General features: G+C 63.6%; 19 protein-coding genes. 7 read left to right on the forward strand and 12 right to left on the reverse strand.

The features are described 5' to 3' along the window. Positions 1–28 precede the first annotated feature (28 nt). Positions 29–319 (forward strand): hypothetical protein, encoded by a 291-nt coding sequence (locus K3172_RS11740; RefSeq protein ID WP_221590240.1) that lies wholly within the window; start codon positions 29–31, stop codon positions 317–319. A 21-nt stretch (positions 320–340) separates the two neighbouring features. Here K3172_RS11740 and apaG read toward each other — a convergent pair whose 3' ends face one another. Beyond that, on the reverse strand, positions 341–739 hold the full coding sequence (apaG, locus tag K3172_RS11745) for a Co2+/Mg2+ efflux protein ApaG (protein ID WP_221591161.1): 399 nt from the start codon (positions 737–739) through the stop codon (positions 341–343). Between the two features lie 90 nt (positions 740–829). Next, the gene (locus K3172_RS11750; RefSeq protein ID WP_221590242.1) at positions 830–2,785 is read right to left on the reverse strand and encodes a S9 family peptidase; all 1,956 of its coding nucleotides are present in this window, start codon (positions 2,783–2,785) and stop codon (positions 830–832) included. Positions 2,786–2,958: 173 nt separating this feature from the next. Here K3172_RS11750 and K3172_RS11755 point away from each other — a divergent pair, with 173 nt between their 5' ends. Genes K3172_RS11755 through K3172_RS11765 form a run of 3 tightly spaced genes read left to right on the forward strand, consistent with a single transcriptional unit; the run spans position 2,959 to position 5,092 of the window. Continuing rightward, a complete protein-coding gene (locus K3172_RS11755) occupies positions 2,959–4,218 on the forward strand; it encodes a TadE/TadG family type IV pilus assembly protein (RefSeq protein WP_221590244.1) in 1,260 nt (419 codons plus the stop codon). Positions 4,219–4,223: 5 nt separating this feature from the next. Further along, positions 4,224–4,703 carry a TadE/TadG family type IV pilus assembly protein gene (locus K3172_RS11760; RefSeq protein ID WP_221590246.1) on the forward strand — a complete coding sequence of 160 codons (480 nt, stop codon included), beginning with the start codon at positions 4,224–4,226 and terminating at the stop codon, positions 4,701–4,703. Then, positions 4,703–5,092, forward strand: a complete 390-nt coding sequence (locus K3172_RS11765) for a TadE/TadG family type IV pilus assembly protein (protein ID WP_221590248.1) — start codon at positions 4,703–4,705, stop codon at positions 5,090–5,092. The genes K3172_RS11760 and K3172_RS11765 overlap by 1 nt, the downstream gene beginning before the upstream one ends. A gap of 13 nt (positions 5,093–5,105) precedes the next feature. On the opposite strand, the gene K3172_RS11770 is transcribed toward K3172_RS11765, so the two are convergent. The 4 genes from K3172_RS11770 to K3172_RS11785 form a co-directional block, all read right to left on the reverse strand. Then, positions 5,106–5,717: a 2-hydroxychromene-2-carboxylate isomerase gene (locus K3172_RS11770; RefSeq protein WP_221590250.1), complete on the reverse strand. Its 612-nt coding sequence runs from the start codon at positions 5,715–5,717 to the stop codon at positions 5,106–5,108. Between the two features lie 38 nt (positions 5,718–5,755). Continuing rightward, positions 5,756–6,670: a hypothetical protein gene (locus K3172_RS11775; RefSeq protein ID WP_221590252.1), complete on the reverse strand. Its 915-nt coding sequence runs from the start codon at positions 6,668–6,670 to the stop codon at positions 5,756–5,758. An 82-nt stretch (positions 6,671–6,752) separates the two neighbouring features. Further along, complete coding sequence (locus K3172_RS11780; protein ID WP_221590254.1) at positions 6,753–7,958, reverse strand: trans-sulfuration enzyme family protein; 1,206 nt, start codon at positions 7,956–7,958, stop codon at positions 6,753–6,755. Positions 7,959–7,998: 40 nt separating this feature from the next. Beyond that, positions 7,999–8,538: a TetR/AcrR family transcriptional regulator gene (locus K3172_RS11785; protein ID WP_247718227.1), complete on the reverse strand. Its 540-nt coding sequence runs from the start codon at positions 8,536–8,538 to the stop codon at positions 7,999–8,001. Between the two features lie 70 nt (positions 8,539–8,608). On the opposite strand from K3172_RS11785, the gene K3172_RS11790 reads away from it, so the two are divergent. Continuing rightward, entirely contained in the window at positions 8,609–8,995 is a 387-nt protein-coding gene (locus K3172_RS11790) for a hypothetical protein (protein WP_247718155.1), read from the forward strand. A gap of 43 nt (positions 8,996–9,038) precedes the next feature. Then, positions 9,039–10,310 carry a phospholipid carrier-dependent glycosyltransferase gene (locus K3172_RS11795; protein ID WP_221590256.1) on the forward strand — a complete coding sequence of 424 codons (1,272 nt, stop codon included), beginning with the start codon at positions 9,039–9,041 and terminating at the stop codon, positions 10,308–10,310. Between the two features lie 84 nt (positions 10,311–10,394). On the opposite strand, the gene K3172_RS11800 is transcribed toward K3172_RS11795, so the two are convergent. From K3172_RS11800 to parC, 6 genes are all read right to left on the reverse strand, one after another. Beyond that, positions 10,395–11,537, reverse strand: a complete 1,143-nt coding sequence (locus K3172_RS11800; protein ID WP_247718156.1) for a glycosyltransferase family 2 protein — start codon at positions 11,535–11,537, stop codon at positions 10,395–10,397. 32 nt (positions 11,538–11,569) lie between these two features. Continuing rightward, positions 11,570–12,655: a 3-isopropylmalate dehydrogenase gene (leuB, locus tag K3172_RS11805; RefSeq protein WP_221590260.1), complete on the reverse strand. Its 1,086-nt coding sequence runs from the start codon at positions 12,653–12,655 to the stop codon at positions 11,570–11,572. Positions 12,656–12,768: 113 nt separating this feature from the next. Further along, a complete protein-coding gene (gene recO, locus K3172_RS11810; protein WP_221590263.1) occupies positions 12,769–13,368 on the reverse strand; it encodes a DNA repair protein RecO in 600 nt (199 codons plus the stop codon). Positions 13,369–13,440: 72 nt separating this feature from the next. Continuing rightward, positions 13,441–13,728 carry a GIY-YIG nuclease family protein gene (locus K3172_RS11815; protein WP_221591167.1) on the reverse strand — a complete coding sequence of 96 codons (288 nt, stop codon included), beginning with the start codon at positions 13,726–13,728 and terminating at the stop codon, positions 13,441–13,443. Between the two features lie 56 nt (positions 13,729–13,784). Continuing rightward, positions 13,785–14,030 carry an accessory factor UbiK family protein gene (locus tag K3172_RS11820; protein WP_221590265.1) on the reverse strand — a complete coding sequence of 82 codons (246 nt, stop codon included), beginning with the start codon at positions 14,028–14,030 and terminating at the stop codon, positions 13,785–13,787. Positions 14,031–14,228: 198 nt separating this feature from the next. Continuing rightward, positions 14,229–16,523: a DNA topoisomerase IV subunit A gene (parC, locus tag K3172_RS11825; RefSeq protein ID WP_221590267.1), complete on the reverse strand. Its 2,295-nt coding sequence runs from the start codon at positions 16,521–16,523 to the stop codon at positions 14,229–14,231. Positions 16,524–16,620: 97 nt separating this feature from the next. Here parC and K3172_RS11830 point away from each other — a divergent pair, with 97 nt between their 5' ends. Further along, positions 16,621–17,178, forward strand: coding sequence for a type 1 glutamine amidotransferase domain-containing protein (locus K3172_RS11830; protein ID WP_221590269.1), 558 nt, complete (start codon positions 16,621–16,623; stop codon positions 17,176–17,178). Positions 17,179–17,347 lie beyond the last annotated feature (169 nt).

Raw genomic sequence — 17,347 nt, forward strand, 5'->3', positions numbered from 1 at the left:
CAATTTGCATTTATGGTCAGGTAGCTAAATGAGCGGGAACCCGTCATATAATGCGCTTCAGAAAGAAGTTTGTGTGGAATGCGGTTGGTGCGGTGGGATTGTCGATGGAAAGCCATCCCACGTCGATAACTTCATTCCAGAAGCAGGTCCTGTGAGCGCAGACCAATTCGTAGATTGGCTGTTTATTGCAGAAGGAATGGACCCCTCCGAAGACTCCGATAGATGGCAGGTGCACAAGGACCATCTACGCGCACCGTTTATTCGCCACATTGGAGCCGAGATTGTAGATGCCTCGATGCTCCAATGGGATGTCGGCTAACCACCCAAAAGCGGTCGACAATCAGTTCGCCGTTGCAGGCGCCGCGAGCGGGAAGAACGGGATGCGCACCTCGATCGGCGAGCCGTCTTCGGCGTGGAAGGTGTAGAAGCCTTCCATCGAGCCATGCGGCGTTTCGAGCGGGCAGCCGCTGACGTAGTCGTGGCTCTTGCCCGGCATCAGCACCGGCTGTTCGCCGACCACGCCTTCGCCATCGACATGGCTGACCATGCCGCGCCCGTCGGTGATGCGCCAGTGGCGGGTCATCAGCTGGACGCGCTCGTGCGAGTGGTTCTCGATGCGGATGTGATAGACCCAGAACCACTTGCCCGCTTCGGGCTGCGATTGCTCGGGCAGGAAGTTCACCGCGACCCGGACGGTAATCCCGTCGGTCGTTGCGGCATGCTGGAATAGCTCCTTGATCACGCCCCTAACGTAATACGCATGCGCCATGGTGCAAGTGTTCGCACCTGCACCATGGCGAGTTATCCTCTACGGCGAGAGAGCTGCGCTTTAGTCCGCCGGGTTGTGCTGGGCGAGGAAGTCGAGCAGCGCTTCGTACCACTTCTGCTCGTTCTCGGGCTTGTCGAAGCCGTGGCCCTCGTCCTCGAACACCAGCTCGACCGGGACCACCGGCGCGTTCTTGGCGGCATTCTTGAACTTGTTGAACTGCGAGATCGGCACGTTGGAATCGAGCTTGCCATGCGCCACCAGCACCGGGCGCGACAGCGTGCCTGCCAGGCGGTAGGGAGAGACCGTGTCGAGATCGAACTCCTCCTCCCCCTCGACGCGCTGGGCCCATTTCTTGCCCGCATCGCGGCTGAAGAAGCGGCGATCGTATTTGAGCATCAGGTCCCAGTCGGTCACGCCGGCGAAGCTGGCGGCGCAGCGATAGCGCTCGGGATTGCGGATCACCGACCACAGCGCGGCATAGCCGCCGTAGGACGACCCGACCACGCATACGCGGTCCTTGCTGGCGATGCCTTCCTTCACGGCCCAGTCCATCGCGTCGTCGAGATCGTCCTGCATCGCGCGGCCGATCTGGCCGGTGCCGAGTTCGAAGAACGCCTCGCCATAGCCGCCCGAACCGCGGAAATTGGGCTGCAGCACGGCATAGCCGCGATTGGCGAGCACCTGGACCTCGCTGTTGTAGTCGAGCTTGTCGCGCACGCCGTACGGCCCGCCATGCGGCAGGATCACCAGCGGCAGGTCCTTGGCCTCGCGCCCGCGCGGCAGCGTGAGATAGGCGCGGATCTTGGTCCCGTCGCGGGCGGTGTAGGTCACGGGCCTGGGCTTCGCGAGCTGCGTCTCGTCGATCTGCGGGCGCAGTTCCATGAACAGGTCGAGGCGCTTTTCCGCCGGAGTGAAGGTATAATAGGCACCCGGATCGGCGGCCCCGCCGGCCCACACGATCATGCGGGAATCGTCCTCCGCGCGCGAGGCCACCCAGACTTCTTCTTCGCCCAGGGCGGAGCCCAGAGCCTGGTAGAGCTTGTCGTACTCAGGATCGAACCAGTGCACCCGGTCCCGGTCGTCGGTGTAATAGACGCCGAGCGGCTTGTCGTCGCGCCAGATGACACCATCCAGATCGTATTCGGGATGCTCGTACACCGTCTCGATCGGCTCTCGGGTGGAAAGGTCGTAGAGATAGAGCCCGACGCGACCGCTCTCGCCTTCGCGTAGAACGTAGCCCTGGCTGGACCCGCTCACGATCTGCGAAACGTCCCAGAACTTCTCCTCGAACTCGCCTTCCTTGATCTTCTCGATCAGGCGGAACTTGTCGTTCGCAGTGTCGCGATAATAGATCCTCAGCGCACGGTGGTGGTAACCCATGCCGAGCCGGACCACCCCTGCATCGTCGGCCACCCAGGTCCATACCCCTTCGATGGGGCGCTGAACGATATCGGTCTCGCCGCCCTTGGTAAGCTCGTAGCGAACGACCGAAGGATAGTCGTAGATCGTGCGCTGGATCGCCACCAGGGCGAACGAGCCGTCATCCGCGACGTGGACCAGGTTGTCGCCTTCGATCGTGCGATATTTTTCGCCGAGCACCTGCATGTTGCCGGTATCGAGCTCGACCAGGGTGAGGCGGCTGAACTGCATCTCGTCGCCGAAGACTTGGCCCGTGGCGGTCAGCGAGACCAGCAGCTTGTTGTTGCCGGCCCACCGAACCCACTTGATCTCGTTGCCGCCCCCGACCGAATAGCGGCGGATCAGCTTGTTGTCGGCGGGATCGATCAACGCAACGTAATGGCCGCCATCGACGACCGCCTTGGTGACGACCACTTTGCCGTTTGGCGACAGGCGCGTGTGCGAAAACGGGCTGCGCTTGGCGAAGGCGGAAAGGTCGATCGGTTGCGGCCGGATATCGGCCGATGCGCTGGCGGCATCCGCCCCGGCACCCTGGGCAACGGCAGGCGCTGCGCAAAGAAGGACAAGCGGCGCTGCGACCCGGAATACACGTAACATGACGACCCCCTGAAAGAGAAACCTTTCGTTAGGTACAATAACCGCTTGTTTTCGCCAGACAAGCGCAAGTCATGGTTAAAATCTGTTTACCGGGACGTGTTACAAACCGCTAACCCCGTCGGATTTACCTCATGGTCACCATGGGTGGAAACTCGCAGACAGGGAAATCGGGCATGATCGTGAAACTCGCGAATGTGCTGCGTCGCCTGCGCGGCGACAACAAGGGCAACGTCCTGCTGATGGCGGGTGCGGCGCTGACCGGGCTCGTCGGGGCGGCGGGCATCGGCGTCGACACCGTGCAGTGGTACCTGTGGAAGCGCCAGATGCAGCAGGCAGTCGATACCGGCTCGGTCGCGGGCGCAATCGCGATGGCCTATGGCCGCAATGCCAGCACCGCGGTCAATTCCGAAGTCAGCCGCACGGCCAACACCGCCTACACGATGGAAGCGATCAACCGCCCGCCCACCACCGGCGCCTATGCCGGAGACAGCGGCGCGATCGAGGTGATCGCCTGGACCAAGCAGTCACTGCCCTTCTCAAGCGTATTCCTCGCCACCGCGCCAACGGTGCGCACCCGCGCGGTCGCCAAGGCCGTGGCAGTCGGCACGCCCTGCGTCATCGCGGTGGCGGACGATGGCACCGGCATCGAGATTTTCGGTAGCGCAGCAGTCGGCCTCGATTGCCCGATCGCGTCCAATTCGCCCGACGGGGTGTCGATCGACGCGGGCGGTTCGAGCTATCTCGATTCCGACCTGATCATGAGCGTCGGCGGGATCGACTATGCCGCCGACAACATTCCGGCGGATGCGGCGGTCGTACCCTACGGCCTGCCGGTCGAGGATCCGCTCGCCAGCCGCGACCTCAGCTTCAACGCCGGCGGCTGCACGAAGAACAACTATCGCGTGAACCCCAGCGAATATGCCGAGCCCACGGGCGGTACCTATTGCAACGGCATGACCTTGCAGGGGACGGTCCGCTTCCACGGCGGGGTCTATTTCATCAAGGGCGGCACGCTGAAGATCAACTCGGGCGCGGACGTGGGCCTCGCCGGGACCGGCGGGGTCACCTTCGTGCTCACCGGTACCAATGCCAACAACATCGCCACCATCGCGATCAACGCCGGCGCCACCGTCAACCTCGAGGCGCGCAGTTCGGCCGAGGACGCGAAATGGGGCGGGATCCTGTTCTACCAGGACCCGGCCGGCGATGCGACGCACACGATCAACGGCGGCGCGGGCATCAACCTCGAAGGCATCATCTACATGCCGACCGGGGACATGACCTATAACGGCGATTCCAGCCAGAGCGCCCAGTGCCTGCTGATGGTGGTCGAACGGGTGCGCTTCGGCGGGACCAACAATATCGAGAACAATTGCAATGCGGACGTAGACGCCTGGGCAGGCACCGCCCGCGTCGTCAGGGTAGTGGAGTAGGATCGATGATCTTCGCTTTCTTCCAGCGCCTCATCAGGGACCAGAACGGGGTCGGCTTCGTCGAGCTGTCGATGGTTGCGCCGCTGCTGGCCCTCATGTTCCTCGGCATGATCGACCTCAGCAAGGTCGTGGCCGCGCGGGTCGACATGGAACAGGCGGCACAGCGCACCACCGACTATGCGCTCGGCAAGCGTCCGCCCAACGGTAACACCAGCTATCTCGTCAGCGAGGCCGTGAGTGCATCGGGCCAGGGCAGCGGCGATGTCACGGTGCGCCTGATCCTCGAATGCGACGGCGTGGTCCAGAGCAACTACACCGGCACCTGCGCCAGCGGCGCGGTGACCAAGCGGTTCGCCAGCGTGGCGATCAGGAAAACCGTCTCCACCGGTTTCAACTGGCGCGGCATCGCCGCGATCTTCTCTGGCGGGAGCGCCTCCTATACCCCGGTCACCGTGACCGGCGACAGCATCGTGAGGCTGCAGTGATGCGCCGCCTCGTCGCCGACAGCCGCGGCTCGATGGGGCTGGAGTTCGCTCTCGCCATCCCGATTCTCGTCGCGCTGATCATCGGCGTGCTGCAATTCGGCCTGGTACTGAACGCCAACGGATCGATGCGCCATGCCATGGGCGAAGGCCTGCGGCTGGCCAAGGTCGACCCCACCGCCAGCGACAGCGCCGTGCTGACCCGGACGCGGCAACAGCTGGTGGGCGTCGATCCCAACGGCGTGACCAGCCTCACCTTCGCGCGTGGCACCGCCAACAATGTGCGGACCGGGACGATGACGATGACCGTGCAGCTGACGCCGGTGATCCCTTTCGCGCCGATCCCGCCGATCGTGCTGACGCAGACCAAGAAGGTCTACCTGCCGGTCTGATCGAAGCGCCGTCCTACGGCTTGCCGCCGGAGAGATAGTCCTCGATCTGGCCGAGGCGTTCCTTGCCGAACCACATCTCGTCGCCGACTAAGACTGTCGGGATCCCGAAAGCCCCGCGCCCCACGGCGCTTTCGGTGTTGTCGATCAGCGCCTGCTTGACCTCGGGGTCCTGCGTCGCGGCGAGAAGACGGTCCGCCTCGAACCCGCCCTCTTCCAGCACCGCGCGCATGGCGTCCGCATCGCCGCAATCGATGTTCCGCTCCCACACGGCAGGCTGGAAGGCATCCACCAGCGCCTGCATCTCCGCCTGGTCCTGCGCGGCGACGAGGATGCGTTGCACGAGGATCGAGTTGAACGGCAGCGCCGGATGCATGCGGAACTTCGTCATCGCATGCCGGTCGAGGAAGCGCTGGAATTCGCGCGCGGCATAGGGGACCTTCCCCTTCACATCTGCATCGCGCAGCATCGGCGGCGCATTGCCGGTGAGCTTGTGCATCCCGCCGAGGAACACCGGCGTCACTACCAGTTCTGCCCCGGTCCGCTCTGCGATATCCTTGAGCGGATACCACGCGAGGTAGCCATTCGGCGCGGCCAGATCGAGAAGCAATTCGAGGGTGTGGGTCATCACGCCATGATGACCACTCCCTTTCTCAAATCAAGCGTTCAGAAAAGCTTGGTGCTGAAGCCGATCCCGGGAGTGAAAACCAGCTTCGATTTGTCCTGCAGGATTCCCGTGCCTTCGATATCAGTCACCGTCCAGGACACGCCCAGCTTCAGCGTATCGACAAGGCTGTCGTCGCCGAAAACGAGCTTGGCAAAATCGAGACCGGCATCTCCCCTGAAGACGTGTTGTTTGTCCGACCCTTGCGCGACTAGATCGTAGATGCGGTATTGATAGTCGAACGAACCGCTTGCCTTCAGCCCCTCAACGATGTTTTTCGACGCCTTGACCGTCAGGCGGGGCGTCCAACGTTCACTAAAAGGATCGCTGGATTCGACCCGTTCAAATGTAGGCGTGACTGAGAGAGCGAACGAACTCAGCTGCGCTTTCTCGAAGTTGGTCAGATTGCGTCCGCAAAGCTTTTTGTCGTAAATCGCCACATTCGCTCCTGTCGAGAACGTCGCGGTGTCCGCTTTGTTGCTGCCAATGAAATCGTCTCGACCTTGTTCGACGGCAATCTTGGCGAAAGGATTGAGTGTCCGACACCCGCGAGTCCAGGTAAATTGCCCGTCGAGGAAAAGTGCGGAGCTGGACGAATCGTCGTCATCGGCTTCGAAATCACTAGTCCACTTCACGCCGGTATTGGCCTCGAACGATACGAACGGACCGAGCTTAACCGCATACTTCAGAGCAAGGGCGCTGACTGCGACCGCATCTTCCAGTCGATCCCCTCGCGCCTCAGTCAGGTCGCCGCCGATTGTGGGCGTAATATCAAGGCGCAGAGTAAGAGACTGGCTTGGATATGTTTCATCGCCGGAACTATCTTCAAGGACTCGATCATTGATATCTTGCGCAAAAACGATCGTTGGATGCGCCAAGAAAACAAGGAAGCTTGCGAAATAGCTATAATTTACCATCGAAATACCCCTCTTAATTAAGAGGTACATTAGAGTACTTTCAGTTCATTGCAAAACCCAACCGTCTTTCTTATGGAAGAAACTAATGACCCGCCGCCGTCAACGCCCGATCGAGGTCTTCCTTCACATCCTCGACATCCTCCAGCCCGACGTTGATGCGGAGTAATCCTTCGGTCACGCCCATCTCGTCGCGCGCTTCGGGTGTCATGCCGGCATGGGTTGTGCTGGCCGGGTGACACATCAGGCTGCGCGCATCGCCGATATTGTTGGAGATATCGACCAGTTCGAGCGCGTCGAGCACGCGGAAGGCCGTGGCCCTGTCGCCGACATCGAAAGCGAAGATCGGTCCGGTGGCGACCATCTGGCTGGTGGCCAATTCGTGGCGCGGATGGCTGGCGAGGCCGGGATGAAGCATTTTTGGCACGCGGCTCTCGATCGCCTTGCCCAGTTCGACTGCGTTCTCGCTCTGCCGCAGCGCGCGCATCGAGAGCGTCTCGAGGCCCTTGAGCACCACCCAGGCGTTGAACGGCGCGATATTGGGGCCGGTGTTGCGCTGGAACGGCAGCAGCACCTCGTCGATCCATTGCTGCGAGCCGCACACCGCGCCCGCAAGCACCCTGCCCTGCCCGTCCATCAGCTTGGTCGCGCTGTAAGCGACGACGTCCGCCCCGAAATCCATCGGCTTCTGCAGCGCGCTGGTGGCAAAGGCATTGTCGACCACGGTGGTGATGCCATGCGCCTTCGCTACCCCGCAGACATGCGCGAGATCGACCACATCGAGCGTCGGGTTGGCGGGCGTTTCGAAGAAGAAGACCTTCGTGTTGGGCCGGATCGCGGCTTCCCACGCGTCGTCATCCGCACTGTCGATCACGCTGCACTCGATCCCGAAGCGTGGCAGCAGGTGATCGAGCAGCCAGCGGCACGAGCCGAACGCCGCCCGCGCGCCGACCACGTGATCGCCCGCCGAAAGCTGGCACAGCAGCGCGGTGGTCATCGCCGCCATCCCGCTCGCCTGCGCGCGGCACGCCTCGGCCCCTTCCATCAGCGCAATGCGCTCTTCCAGCATCGCCACGGTCGGGTTCTGGAGGCGCGAGTATGTCATGCCCGCGGCCTCGCCCGCGAAGCGGTCCGCCACCGTCTGCGCGTCGTCGTAGGTAAAGCCCGAGGTGAGGAACAGCGCCTCGCTCGTCTCGCCATGCTCGCTGCGCCAGGTGCCCCCGCGCACGGCCTGCGTCGCGGGGCGCCATTTGGAGGTGATCGAACGGTCCATGCCGGTGGTCTTTTTCATGCCGCGCGGGATAGCATGCGCGCAGGCTGCGGCAAGCGGCTCAGCCTTCCAGCGCGGCAAGCCCCGCTTGGCCGATGTCGCCCCGCCCGACAGCGCGGAGCATCTGCGCGCCCTCGATCGCCGTCATGACGACACGCGCGCCAGCAGTTGGGTCGGGATCGTCCTCGGGCAGGTGCGCGACCACCCAGTCGAGCAGTAGGTCCATCATTCCCCCTGCCGCCGCGAGATAGGCCTCGTTGCTGTCTGCGCAGCCCGCGACGATATCCCACCACACGCGGAAGAAAGGCGCGAACTCGGGTCGTGCGGTAATGTCGTAGACCGTTTCCGCACATGCGCGCCGGGATGCCGCGCGCTCCTGCGGGAAGGCCGTGTCGAGCGCCGCCGCAAACATCCCGCCGAGATAGTCGAGCAGCGCTTCGACCACCGCGTCCTTGTTGCCGAAATGGTAGATCAGCATCCGGTCGCTGGTGCCCGCCGCCTTGGCCAGCGGCCGCAGCGAGGCATCGGCAAGGCCATGCTCCATGACATGCGCGGCGAGCAGTGGAAGCAGCGTTTCGCGGGACAGGCGGGCGGGCGGCATACCCACTTGTAGCGAGTGCTACATGTCGCTACAAGTGTAGCATCTGCTACATTCGACTCGGAGATCCGCCATGAGTGCTTTCGAATTCCTCGCTGCAGGCGGCGTGGTCGCTGCAATCGCTGTCCTCGGTTACATCCTCTCCGGGTCTCCCAAAGTCGGGAGCGCGATCCTCGCGGCCTCGCTGAGCGCGGGCTTCGCCGCCTATTCCGCAGTGACCATCGCGCAGGAAGGCGTGCTTCAGGTGTGGACCAACCACACACAAAACATGTGGGGCGTACAGGTGTGGTGGGACCTGCTGTTCGCCGTCGGCATCGCCGCCTTCTTCATCGCCCCGCGGGCCCGCGCCGTGGGCATGAACCTGCTGCCGTGGATCCTCTTCGTCGCTGCCACCGCCAGCATCGGCCTGCTCGCCATGGTCGCCCGCCTGTTCTGGCTCGAATCGCGCACAACCGCCTGAACCCGCTTGCCCGGGCGCGCGGGCCTGCCTAAGCCCGAGCGCGATGAGCCGCGCGCCCGAGCAACCCAAGGATCCCCTCGGCTGGTGCGCCGCGCTGGCGCTGCTGTTCTGGCTCGGCACGCTCCCCTTCCTCAGGGTCGTCACCGAACCCTATTTCGACGAGGTCCATTACCTGCCAGCAGCGCGCGAGCTGCTGGTGCTGGGCGAATACATCAACCGCGAGCACCCGCTGGTCGGCAAGGAACTGATCGCACTGGGCATGGCGCTGTTCGGCGACAATCCGTGGGGCTGGCGCCTGCTGCCGACGCTGTTCGGTGCCCTCGCCCTTTTCGCAAGCATGCGGGCCATGTGGTTCGCGAGCCTCAGCCGCTTCGCCACCCTTGCCTACGGCATGCTGCTCGCGACCGGCTTCCACCTCTTCGTGCATGCGCGGATCGCCATGCTCGACATCTTCTACCTCGCCTTCCTGAGCGTGGCGGCGTGGCAGTTCGCCGCCGCCATCCGCCAGCCCGAGCAGGGTCGGTGGCGACTGGCGCTGACCGGCGTGGCTCTCGGCCTCGCCATGGGTTCGAAGTGGAACGCGCTGCTGGTGGCGACGCTGCCGGGCCTAACCTTCCTCGTCGCCCGAGCACTCGCCGGACGCCGCCGCCTGCTGCTGAGCCGCCGCGGTGCGCCCGTGCCGGGGATCACGCTGGTCGAGGCCGCGCTGTGGCTCGGCGTCGTGCCGCTGGTGGTCTATGCCGCCAGCTTCATCCCGGCCTACTGGTTTGCGGTGAACCCGATCACCGAAGGGCTGGTCTTCCACCACCGCTTCATGCTCGACCTGCAGACCCAGGTACTGAAGGGGCATCCGTACCAGTCGACATGGCAGGACTGGGTGCTGAACGCGCGCTCGATCTGGTATCTCTACGAACCGATCGACGGGGTCCAGCGCGGCATCATGCTGATCGGCAACCCGCTGACCATGCTGCTGGCAGTCCCGGGGCTCGCCTGGTGTGCGTGGCACGGCCTGTTCCGCCGCAACTGGGCGGCGCTCGGCGCGGTCGCGATCTATGCGGTCAGCCTCGGCTTCTGGATTTTCGCCGCCAAGCCGGTGCAGTTCTATTATCACTATTCGCTGCCGAGCATGGCGCTGCTCGCCGCTCTGGCCCTCGCCTGCGACGCGTTATGGCAGGGCGGGTGGCGCAAGACCGCGCTCGCACCGGTGGTCGGCAGCGTATTGCTGTTCGCGTGGTTCTATTCGATCCTCAGCGCCGAACCGCTCGCGGGGGCCGACAGCTTTGCGGTGTGGACCTGGATCGACGGCTGGCGGTGAGGAAGTTTTTTCGAATGCGGTCAGGACATCCGTCCTGACCTTGCGGCAAGTGGAGCGCGGACGCGCTTCACGGACGCAACAAACTCAATATCTGCCCCACACGAAGCGGCTCGACAGGGCGTAGTTCCACACCGAACCGATGCCGATGCCGACCAGCGCGGCGAACACGGTGTGCACGCCGCGGTCGTGCAGCGTGGTGGCCACAGCGACATTGGCGAAGGCGCCGATCGAACACGCGGCGATGAAGCTCAGCCAGCCCCAGAAGACCTTGTCGGCTTCCTTCAGGCGGCGGTCGCGATAGGTCAGGAAATTGTTCAGCCAGAAGTTGAAGGTCATCGCCCCGAAAGTCGCGACGGCCTGGCTCCAGCCGAAATTCGCACCGCCCAGCAGCATGAAGGCATAGAGGATCGCCATGTGGACGCCAACGCCGATGACGCCGACCGTGCCGAACAGCGCGAAGCGGGTCGGGATCACGCGGCCGAAGCTCTTGTCGTAGAGCCCGGCGAGGAAATCGAGCGCGATGGCGCGGTCGAGCTTGGATTCGCCTGAGCGGCGGGCGGAGAAATTCATCGGGAAATCCTTCACCTTGAGCGGTGTTTCGGAAGTTGCGAGCAGGTCGAGCAGGATCTTGAACCCGATTCCTGAAAGATTCGGTACTAGCCGGCGGGCGGTCGCCGACGGGAGGAGGAAGAACCCGCTCATCGGGTCGCTGAGTTCGACGCCGGTCAACTTGCGGGCGAGCATGTTGGCGACGCTCGACAGCTTTTCGCGGTCGGGGCGGCCCCATTCCTCCATGCTAGCGCCTTCCGCAAAGCGGCTGGCGACAGCAACTTCGGCTTCGCCCGATTTCACCGCTGCGAGCATGTCGACGAGCAGTTTGGGATCGTGCTGGTGGTCGGCGTCCATCACCGCCACGTAGGGCGCGGCGGTGGCGCAGAAGCCCTCGATCGCGGCGCTGGAAAGACCGCGGCGACCGATGCGCTGGATCACGCGGACGCGCGGATCGGACAGCGAGAGGCGGCGAGCCTCGTCACTGGTGCCGTCGGCGGAATTGTCGTCCACAATCAGGACTTCCCAGCCATCGACGCCGAGCGCGCCCTCGATCCGCTCGACCAGCGGCTCGAGATTGTCGCGCTCGTTGAGCGTCGGCAGGATGATCGCAAGATCGAGCTGGCGGGGGCCAGCGGCGGTCTGTTCGGCCACGTTGGGCTGCGTCGAAGGGCTCATATCCATTGCATGACGCGTTTATCCGCCAATCCTCAAGATATGGTTAGCAGCTTCCTAACAATGGCATCGCCAATCTCTTCGGTCGAGGCCGAACCGCCCAGATCGCCGCCGAAGACGCCATCGGCGAGGATTCCCTCCACCGCGTGTTCGACCCGCACAGCCTCCGCCTCGCGACCCAGCGAATGGCGCAGCAACATGGCGAGGCTGAGGACGGCGGCGACCGGATTGGCCTTGCCCTGCCCCGCGATATCGGGCGCGCTGCCGTGGATCGGCTCGTAGAGGCCGAAGGTGCCGTATTCGGTCTGCCGCTCGCCCAGGCTGGCGCTGGCGAGCAGGCCGATCGAACCGACGCAGGCGCTGGCAAGGTCGGACAGGATGTCCCCGAAGAGATTGCCGGTCAGAATCACGCCGAACTGGTTTGGATTGGTGACCATCTGCATCGCAGCATTGTCCACATACATGTGACGTAGTGGCGGCATTTCGCTCCAGCGTTCTTTGGCAACCTCTGTCACGACTTCGCGCCATACCCTGCTTGTTTCGAGCACATTGGCCTTGTCAACGCTGTCGATGCACGCCGAGTAGCTTTGCGACTGATCCGCGATGTCGAATGCGATATTCGCGATGCGTCGGATTTCGCTCTCGGAATAGGACATCATGTCCCAACCTTCGCGTTCGCCAGCAGCATTCTTCCGCTCGCCCTTCTCACCGAAATAAACGTCGCCCGTCAGTTCGCGAACGATCATCATGTCGAATTGCAAAGCTCTTTCGGCGCCTAGCGGCGAGAGGTGCTCCAGACCATCAAAGGTACGCGCTGGCCTAAGGTTTGCAAAAAGGTCGAGTTCCTTCCTCAAGCCCAAGATTGCTTGTTCGGGACGATGCGCACGAGGCAGGTCATCACATGAGGGATCGCCGACAGCGCCGAACAGGACCGCATCTGAAGCTTTCGCCATATCGATGGTTTCTTGCGGTAGGGGGTGTCCGTGTCGCCTGTACGCAATCGCGCCGACATCGCCTTCAAAGAGCGTGAGGTCGGGCAATGCCAATACATCCAACACACGGAGAGCCTGCGCCGTAACTTCCGGCCCGATCCCGTCGCCTGCGAAAACTGCTATCTTCATCGGTCACCCAGTCATTGCGAGCGAAGCGAAGCAATCCAGTCCCGGTCTGGCTGGATTGCCAGGTGACCGCTGGTCATCTTCGACTCCGCCTTCGGCTCCTCGCAATGACTGGCTCAGTAAACCATCCGTGCCAGCCGCTGCCTCAGGAGCTGTCTTGCGGCTAGAACGTCGGCGCGGGTGTCGGCAAGCAGGTAGCGTGCGATTAGCGGCTTCTGGCGGTCGAGAATTTCCAAGGCCTGCCCAAGGTCCGCTATCGCGGGCCGCTCGCCGCCATAGCCGAGCTCGCGCAGCAGCAGCGCTTCATAGGTCGCCAGCGCCTCGACCCATTGCCGCGCGGCGTCGGCCGAACAGATTGCGTCGAGCAGTCCGCCGAGCGCCGCATGGAGCGAGGGATAGGGGTTACGCTCGGGCAGCGCGGCGGCGGTGAGCGCCGTCACCCAGGCGATCGCAGCGGCGGGCAAGGGCTCGGAGAGCCACGGGCCGCGGCTCTGCATCAGCTCGAGCCGCGCGAACGGCAGCTGGCTATCGGATTTGGCGCGGATGTCCGCCTGCACGACATTGCCGGGGATCACGACGGGCCGCAGCTGCCGCCCGCGCCCGCCCGCGACATAGGCGGCGACGATCCCGCTTTCCCGCGTAAGCAGGCGCGCAATCACCGCCGTTTCGCCATGCGGGCGCGCGGCAACGAGAATTGCGGGTGCGGTAAGGTGCATGCGCTGCCCTGTAGCCCTATCCGTCGCCCCTGCGAAGGCAGGGGCCCAGATAAGGGTACCGGCTGGGCGGCGTCACAGGATCGTCTCGAACAGGTCGTTCCAGTCCGGATTATCGCGGCGGATCAGCTTGAGCTTCCATTGCCGCTTCCAGCGCTTCATCGCCTTCTCGCGCGCAATGGCGTCATCGATCTCGTCAAAATGCTCAGCGTAGACCAGTCGCGTCAGTCCATGGCGCCTGCAGAACTCAGATCCACGCCCCTCGCGATGAGCATAAACGCGTGCAACAATGTCGCTCGTCACACCGATGTAAAGCGTGCCGTGCGGAGCATTGGTCATGATGTAGACCCAGCCGCCCAAAATCGTTCAGCGCGCTCGACGGGAGGTCATCTGGGCCCCTGCCTTCGCAGGGGCGACGATCACTTGATCCTGGCTTCCAGCGCTGCGACGCGTTCGGCGAGCTTTTCGGCTTCTTCGCGGGCCTTGCCGGCCATCGCCTTGACCGCGTCGAATTCCTCGCGGCTCACGAAATCCATTCCGCCGAAGGTTTCCTTCGCCCGCTCGCGCGCAGCGTCGCGTGCCTCGCGGCCCATGCCGGCAAGCGTACCGGCCGCCGAATTGGCGAGTCTGACGAAATCGGCGATCAGCGGGTTCTGGCTCTGCATGGCGTGCAAATGGGGCGGCTCGCGGTTTTTGTCCAGAGTCCTTTGTTGGGTGCGCCTTCGACGTCCGTCGAAGGCTTGCGGCACCGGCCCACGCCCCCACCCGGCCACCCATAAAATACCGTGCCTTGGGTGGCCGGGTGGGGGAGTGGGCCGGTGCCGGGCGCAGCGTCTGACTAAGTCAGGCGCGAAACGACGCCATCAAAACCTGTTATCCCGCGGGAAGCCCTGCGGCGGCAGGCGTCCCGCGCCGCCGCGCGCGACCTTCCATTGCCACATCTCGGTTTCGGTCCGGGTGCGTTCACCCTTGCCGCCCATCGCCCAGCTGAGGCCATTTTCCAGCTTGAAGGTGGTCGCATCGGACAGCCCACCGTCGCGATAGTTCTGCAACTTCACGCCCTGCCCCTTGGCGAGATCGGGCAGTTCCTCGAGGTTGAACACCACCAACTTGCGGTTATCGCCGACCACCGCGACATGGTCATGGCTTTCGGGGATCGGCCGCGCGACGGCGAGCTTCGCCTTGTCCTTGAGGTTGACCACCTGCCGTCCCTTCCGGGTTTCCGCGAGGAGATCGTCGGTGGTCGCGGCAAAGCCCTTGCCGGTCGTCGCCGCCAGCAAGAGGCGCTGGCCGGGTCGGTGGACGATCACCGCCACGATTTGCGCCTCGGCATCGATGTCGAGCGTGTTGCGCACCGGCTCGCCGAAGCCCCGCGCGCCGGGAAGCTTGTCCGCGCCGAGCGTGAAGAAGCGCCCGTCGTCCGCCGCCAGCAGCAGCTTGTCGGTGGTCTGCGCATGGAGGACGAAGGCCGGCCCGTCGCCTTCCTTGAACTTCCACTCCTGGTCGAGCGGGACATGCCCGGTCGCGCCCCTGATCCAGCCCTTCTGCGACAGGATGACGGTAATCGGCGCCTTCTCGATCATCGCGTCCATGCTGAATTCGACCGCCGGTGCGGCTTCCGCAATGGTCGTGCGGCGCGCGCCCAGCGCGGTGTCCTCGCCATAGTCCTTGCGCAGGGCGTTGAGGTCGCGCTTGAGGCGCGTGCGCTGGCGGGCCGGACTGTCGAGCAGCTTGTTGAGTTCCTCTTGTTCCTTGAGCAGCTCGTCACGCTCCTGCCGCAGCTGCATTTCCTCCAGCTTGCGCAAGCTGCGCAGGCGCATGTTGAGGATCGCTTCGGCCTGCCGATCCGTGAGGCTGAACTCCGCCATCATCACGGCCTTTGGATCGTCCTCGTAACGGATGATCTCGATCACGCGGTCGAGATTGAGGAAGGCGATGATGTAGCCTTCCACCAGCTCCAGCCGCCGCGCGATCTGTTCGAGCCGGTGGCGGCTGCGGCGCTGGAGGATGTCGATCTGGCTCGCGATCCAGTTCGTCAGCAGCTCTTTCAGCCCCATCACCATCGGCGTGCGCGTCGCATCGAGCACGTTGAGGTTGAGCCCGAAGCGCGTCTCGAGATCGGTCAGCTTGTAGAGGCTTTCCTTCAGCAGCTCGGGATCGACATTGCGGCTGCGCGGGACGAGCACGAGCCGGATCTTCTCGTCGCTCTCGTCGCGCACGTCTTCGAGGATCGGCAGCTTCTTGTCGGCGATCAGCTGGGCTATCTGTTCGATCAGCTTGCCCTTCTGCACCTGGTAGGGGATTTCGCTGACAACCAGCTGCCACTGCCCGCCGCCGAGCCGTTCGATGCCGGCCTCGCGGTCTTCCGCCTTGTCCGCCTCGACCGCATGGAAGCGCCCGCGCACGCGAAAGCTGCCGCGGCCGGTTTCGTAGGCGGCGCTGATCGTTTCGGCGCTTTCAGGCACAACGCCGCCGGTCGCGAAGTCCGGACCCTTGAACAGTTCCATCAGCCGCGCATGTTCGACATGCGGGTTGTCGATCACTTCGAGCGTGGCGTCGACGATCTCGGCGACGTTGTGGCTCGGGATGTTGGTCGCCATGCCGACCGCAATCCCGCTCGCGCCATTGGCGAGCAGGTTGGGGAACAGGCCGGGGAAGATTTCCGGCTCCTGCTCCTCGCCATTGTAGGTCGGGATGAAATCGACCGTGCCTTCGTCGAGGCCTTCCATGAGGCGCAAGGCGGTCTTGGTGAGACGCGCCTCGGTGTAACGATAGGCTGCGGCATTATCGCCGTCGATATTGCCGAAGTTCCCCTGCCCTTCGACCAGCGGGTACCGCAGCGCGAAGTCCTGCGCGAGGCGGACCATCGCGTCGTAGACCGAGGCATCGCCATGCGGGTGGTACTTGCCGATGACATCGCCGACCACGCGGGCAGACTTCTTGAACGCGCTGTTGGGATCCAGCTTCAGTTGCCGCATCGCCCACAGCAGGCGGCGGTGCACCGGCTTGAGCCCGTCGCGCAGATCGGGCAGCGAACGCGCGGTGATCGTGCTCAGCGCATAGACGAGATAGCGCTCGCTTAGCGCGGAATCGAAGGGTGCATCGACGATCGCGTCGAACGGATCTGCGCCGGAATCGTCCAGTTCGGAAGTGGCCATGTGGTCCGCCCTACCAGAGGCACGGTTCGGCTGTCAGCACGGAACGGCGCGTCATCCCCATACGTTGGAAAAATAACAACACATCAAGGAGTACCCTATGACCAAGCGCATCATGATCCTCGCCACCGACGGCTTTGAACAGTCGGAGCTGATGAAGCCCAAGGCCAATCTCGAAAACGCCGGTTTCGCAACCACCGTCGTGAGTCTCGAAAAGGGCGAAATCAAGGGCTGGGACCAGAAGGACTGGGGCGACAGCGTCGCGGTCGACAAGACGGTCGACGAGATCGAAAGCTGCGAAGGCTATGACGCCCTGCTGCTGCCGGGCGGTCAGATGAACCCCGATATCCTGCGCATGAACGAGCGCGCCGTCGCCATCGTCAAGATGTTCGACCAGGCCGGCAAGCCGATCGCTGCCATCTGCCACGCCCCGTGGCTGCTCGTCGAAGCCGGTATCGTGAAGGGCAAGACCGTCACCGCATGGCCTTCGGTCCGCACCGACCTGAAGAATGCCGGCGCGAATGTGGTCGACAGGGAAGCCGCAATCGACGGCAACCTCATCACCAGCCGCAATCCCGACGACATTCCGGCCTTCAGCAAGGCGCTGATCGAAATGCTCGGCCAGACGGTGGACAAGCGCGAACTCGAAGCCGCATAACATAATCAGAACACAGGTTTGAGAGGCCCCGTCGCAGCGATGCGGCGGGGTCTCTTCGCATTCCGGCCAGCACTGCGCACTTGCTAGATGCACGTTATGTTGTAACATCTAATCCAAATGTGTTTTGATTGTGTTCATATTGTGGCGAGAATAAGGCATGCTTGAGAAC

The sequence above is a fragment of the Qipengyuania proteolytica genome (assembly GCF_019711565.1).
Taxonomy (GTDB): Bacteria; Pseudomonadota; Alphaproteobacteria; order Sphingomonadales; family Sphingomonadaceae; genus Qipengyuania; species Qipengyuania proteolytica.

What these genes read in the sequence shown, in the direction of transcription:
- K3172_RS11740 (WP_221590240.1), top strand. Translation starts at nt 29, where the DNA reads ATGAGCGGGAACCCGTCATATAATGCGCTTCAGAAAGAAGTTTGTGTG.
- K3172_RS11750 (WP_221590242.1), bottom strand. Translation starts at nt 2,785, where the DNA reads ATGTTACGTGTATTCCGGGTCGCAGCGCCGCTTGTCCTTCTTTGCGCA.
- K3172_RS11755 (WP_221590244.1), top strand. Translation starts at nt 2,959, where the DNA reads ATGATCGTGAAACTCGCGAATGTGCTGCGTCGCCTGCGCGGCGACAAC.
- K3172_RS11760 (WP_221590246.1), top strand. Translation starts at nt 4,224, where the DNA reads ATGATCTTCGCTTTCTTCCAGCGCCTCATCAGGGACCAGAACGGGGTC.
- K3172_RS11765 (WP_221590248.1), top strand. Translation starts at nt 4,703, where the DNA reads ATGCGCCGCCTCGTCGCCGACAGCCGCGGCTCGATGGGGCTGGAGTTC.
- K3172_RS11770 (WP_221590250.1), bottom strand. Translation starts at nt 5,717, where the DNA reads ATGACCCACACCCTCGAATTGCTTCTCGATCTGGCCGCGCCGAATGGC.
- K3172_RS11775 (WP_221590252.1), bottom strand. Translation starts at nt 6,670, where the DNA reads ATGGTAAATTATAGCTATTTCGCAAGCTTCCTTGTTTTCTTGGCGCAT.
- K3172_RS11780 (WP_221590254.1), bottom strand. Translation starts at nt 7,958, where the DNA reads ATGAAAAAGACCACCGGCATGGACCGTTCGATCACCTCCAAATGGCGC.
- K3172_RS11785 (WP_247718227.1), bottom strand. Translation starts at nt 8,538, where the DNA reads ATGCCGCCCGCCCGCCTGTCCCGCGAAACGCTGCTTCCACTGCTCGCC.
- K3172_RS11790 (WP_247718155.1), top strand. Translation starts at nt 8,609, where the DNA reads ATGAGTGCTTTCGAATTCCTCGCTGCAGGCGGCGTGGTCGCTGCAATC.
- K3172_RS11795 (WP_221590256.1), top strand. Translation starts at nt 9,039, where the DNA reads ATGAGCCGCGCGCCCGAGCAACCCAAGGATCCCCTCGGCTGGTGCGCC.
- K3172_RS11800 (WP_247718156.1), bottom strand. Translation starts at nt 11,537, where the DNA reads ATGAGCCCTTCGACGCAGCCCAACGTGGCCGAACAGACCGCCGCTGGC.
- leuB (WP_221590260.1), bottom strand. Translation starts at nt 12,655, where the DNA reads ATGAAGATAGCAGTTTTCGCAGGCGACGGGATCGGGCCGGAAGTTACG.
- recO (WP_221590263.1), bottom strand. Translation starts at nt 13,368, where the DNA reads ATGCACCTTACCGCACCCGCAATTCTCGTTGCCGCGCGCCCGCATGGC.
- K3172_RS11820 (WP_221590265.1), bottom strand. Translation starts at nt 14,030, where the DNA reads ATGCAGAGCCAGAACCCGCTGATCGCCGATTTCGTCAGACTCGCCAAT.
- parC (WP_221590267.1), bottom strand. Translation starts at nt 16,523, where the DNA reads ATGGCCACTTCCGAACTGGACGATTCCGGCGCAGATCCGTTCGACGCG.
- K3172_RS11830 (WP_221590269.1), top strand. Translation starts at nt 16,621, where the DNA reads ATGACCAAGCGCATCATGATCCTCGCCACCGACGGCTTTGAACAGTCG.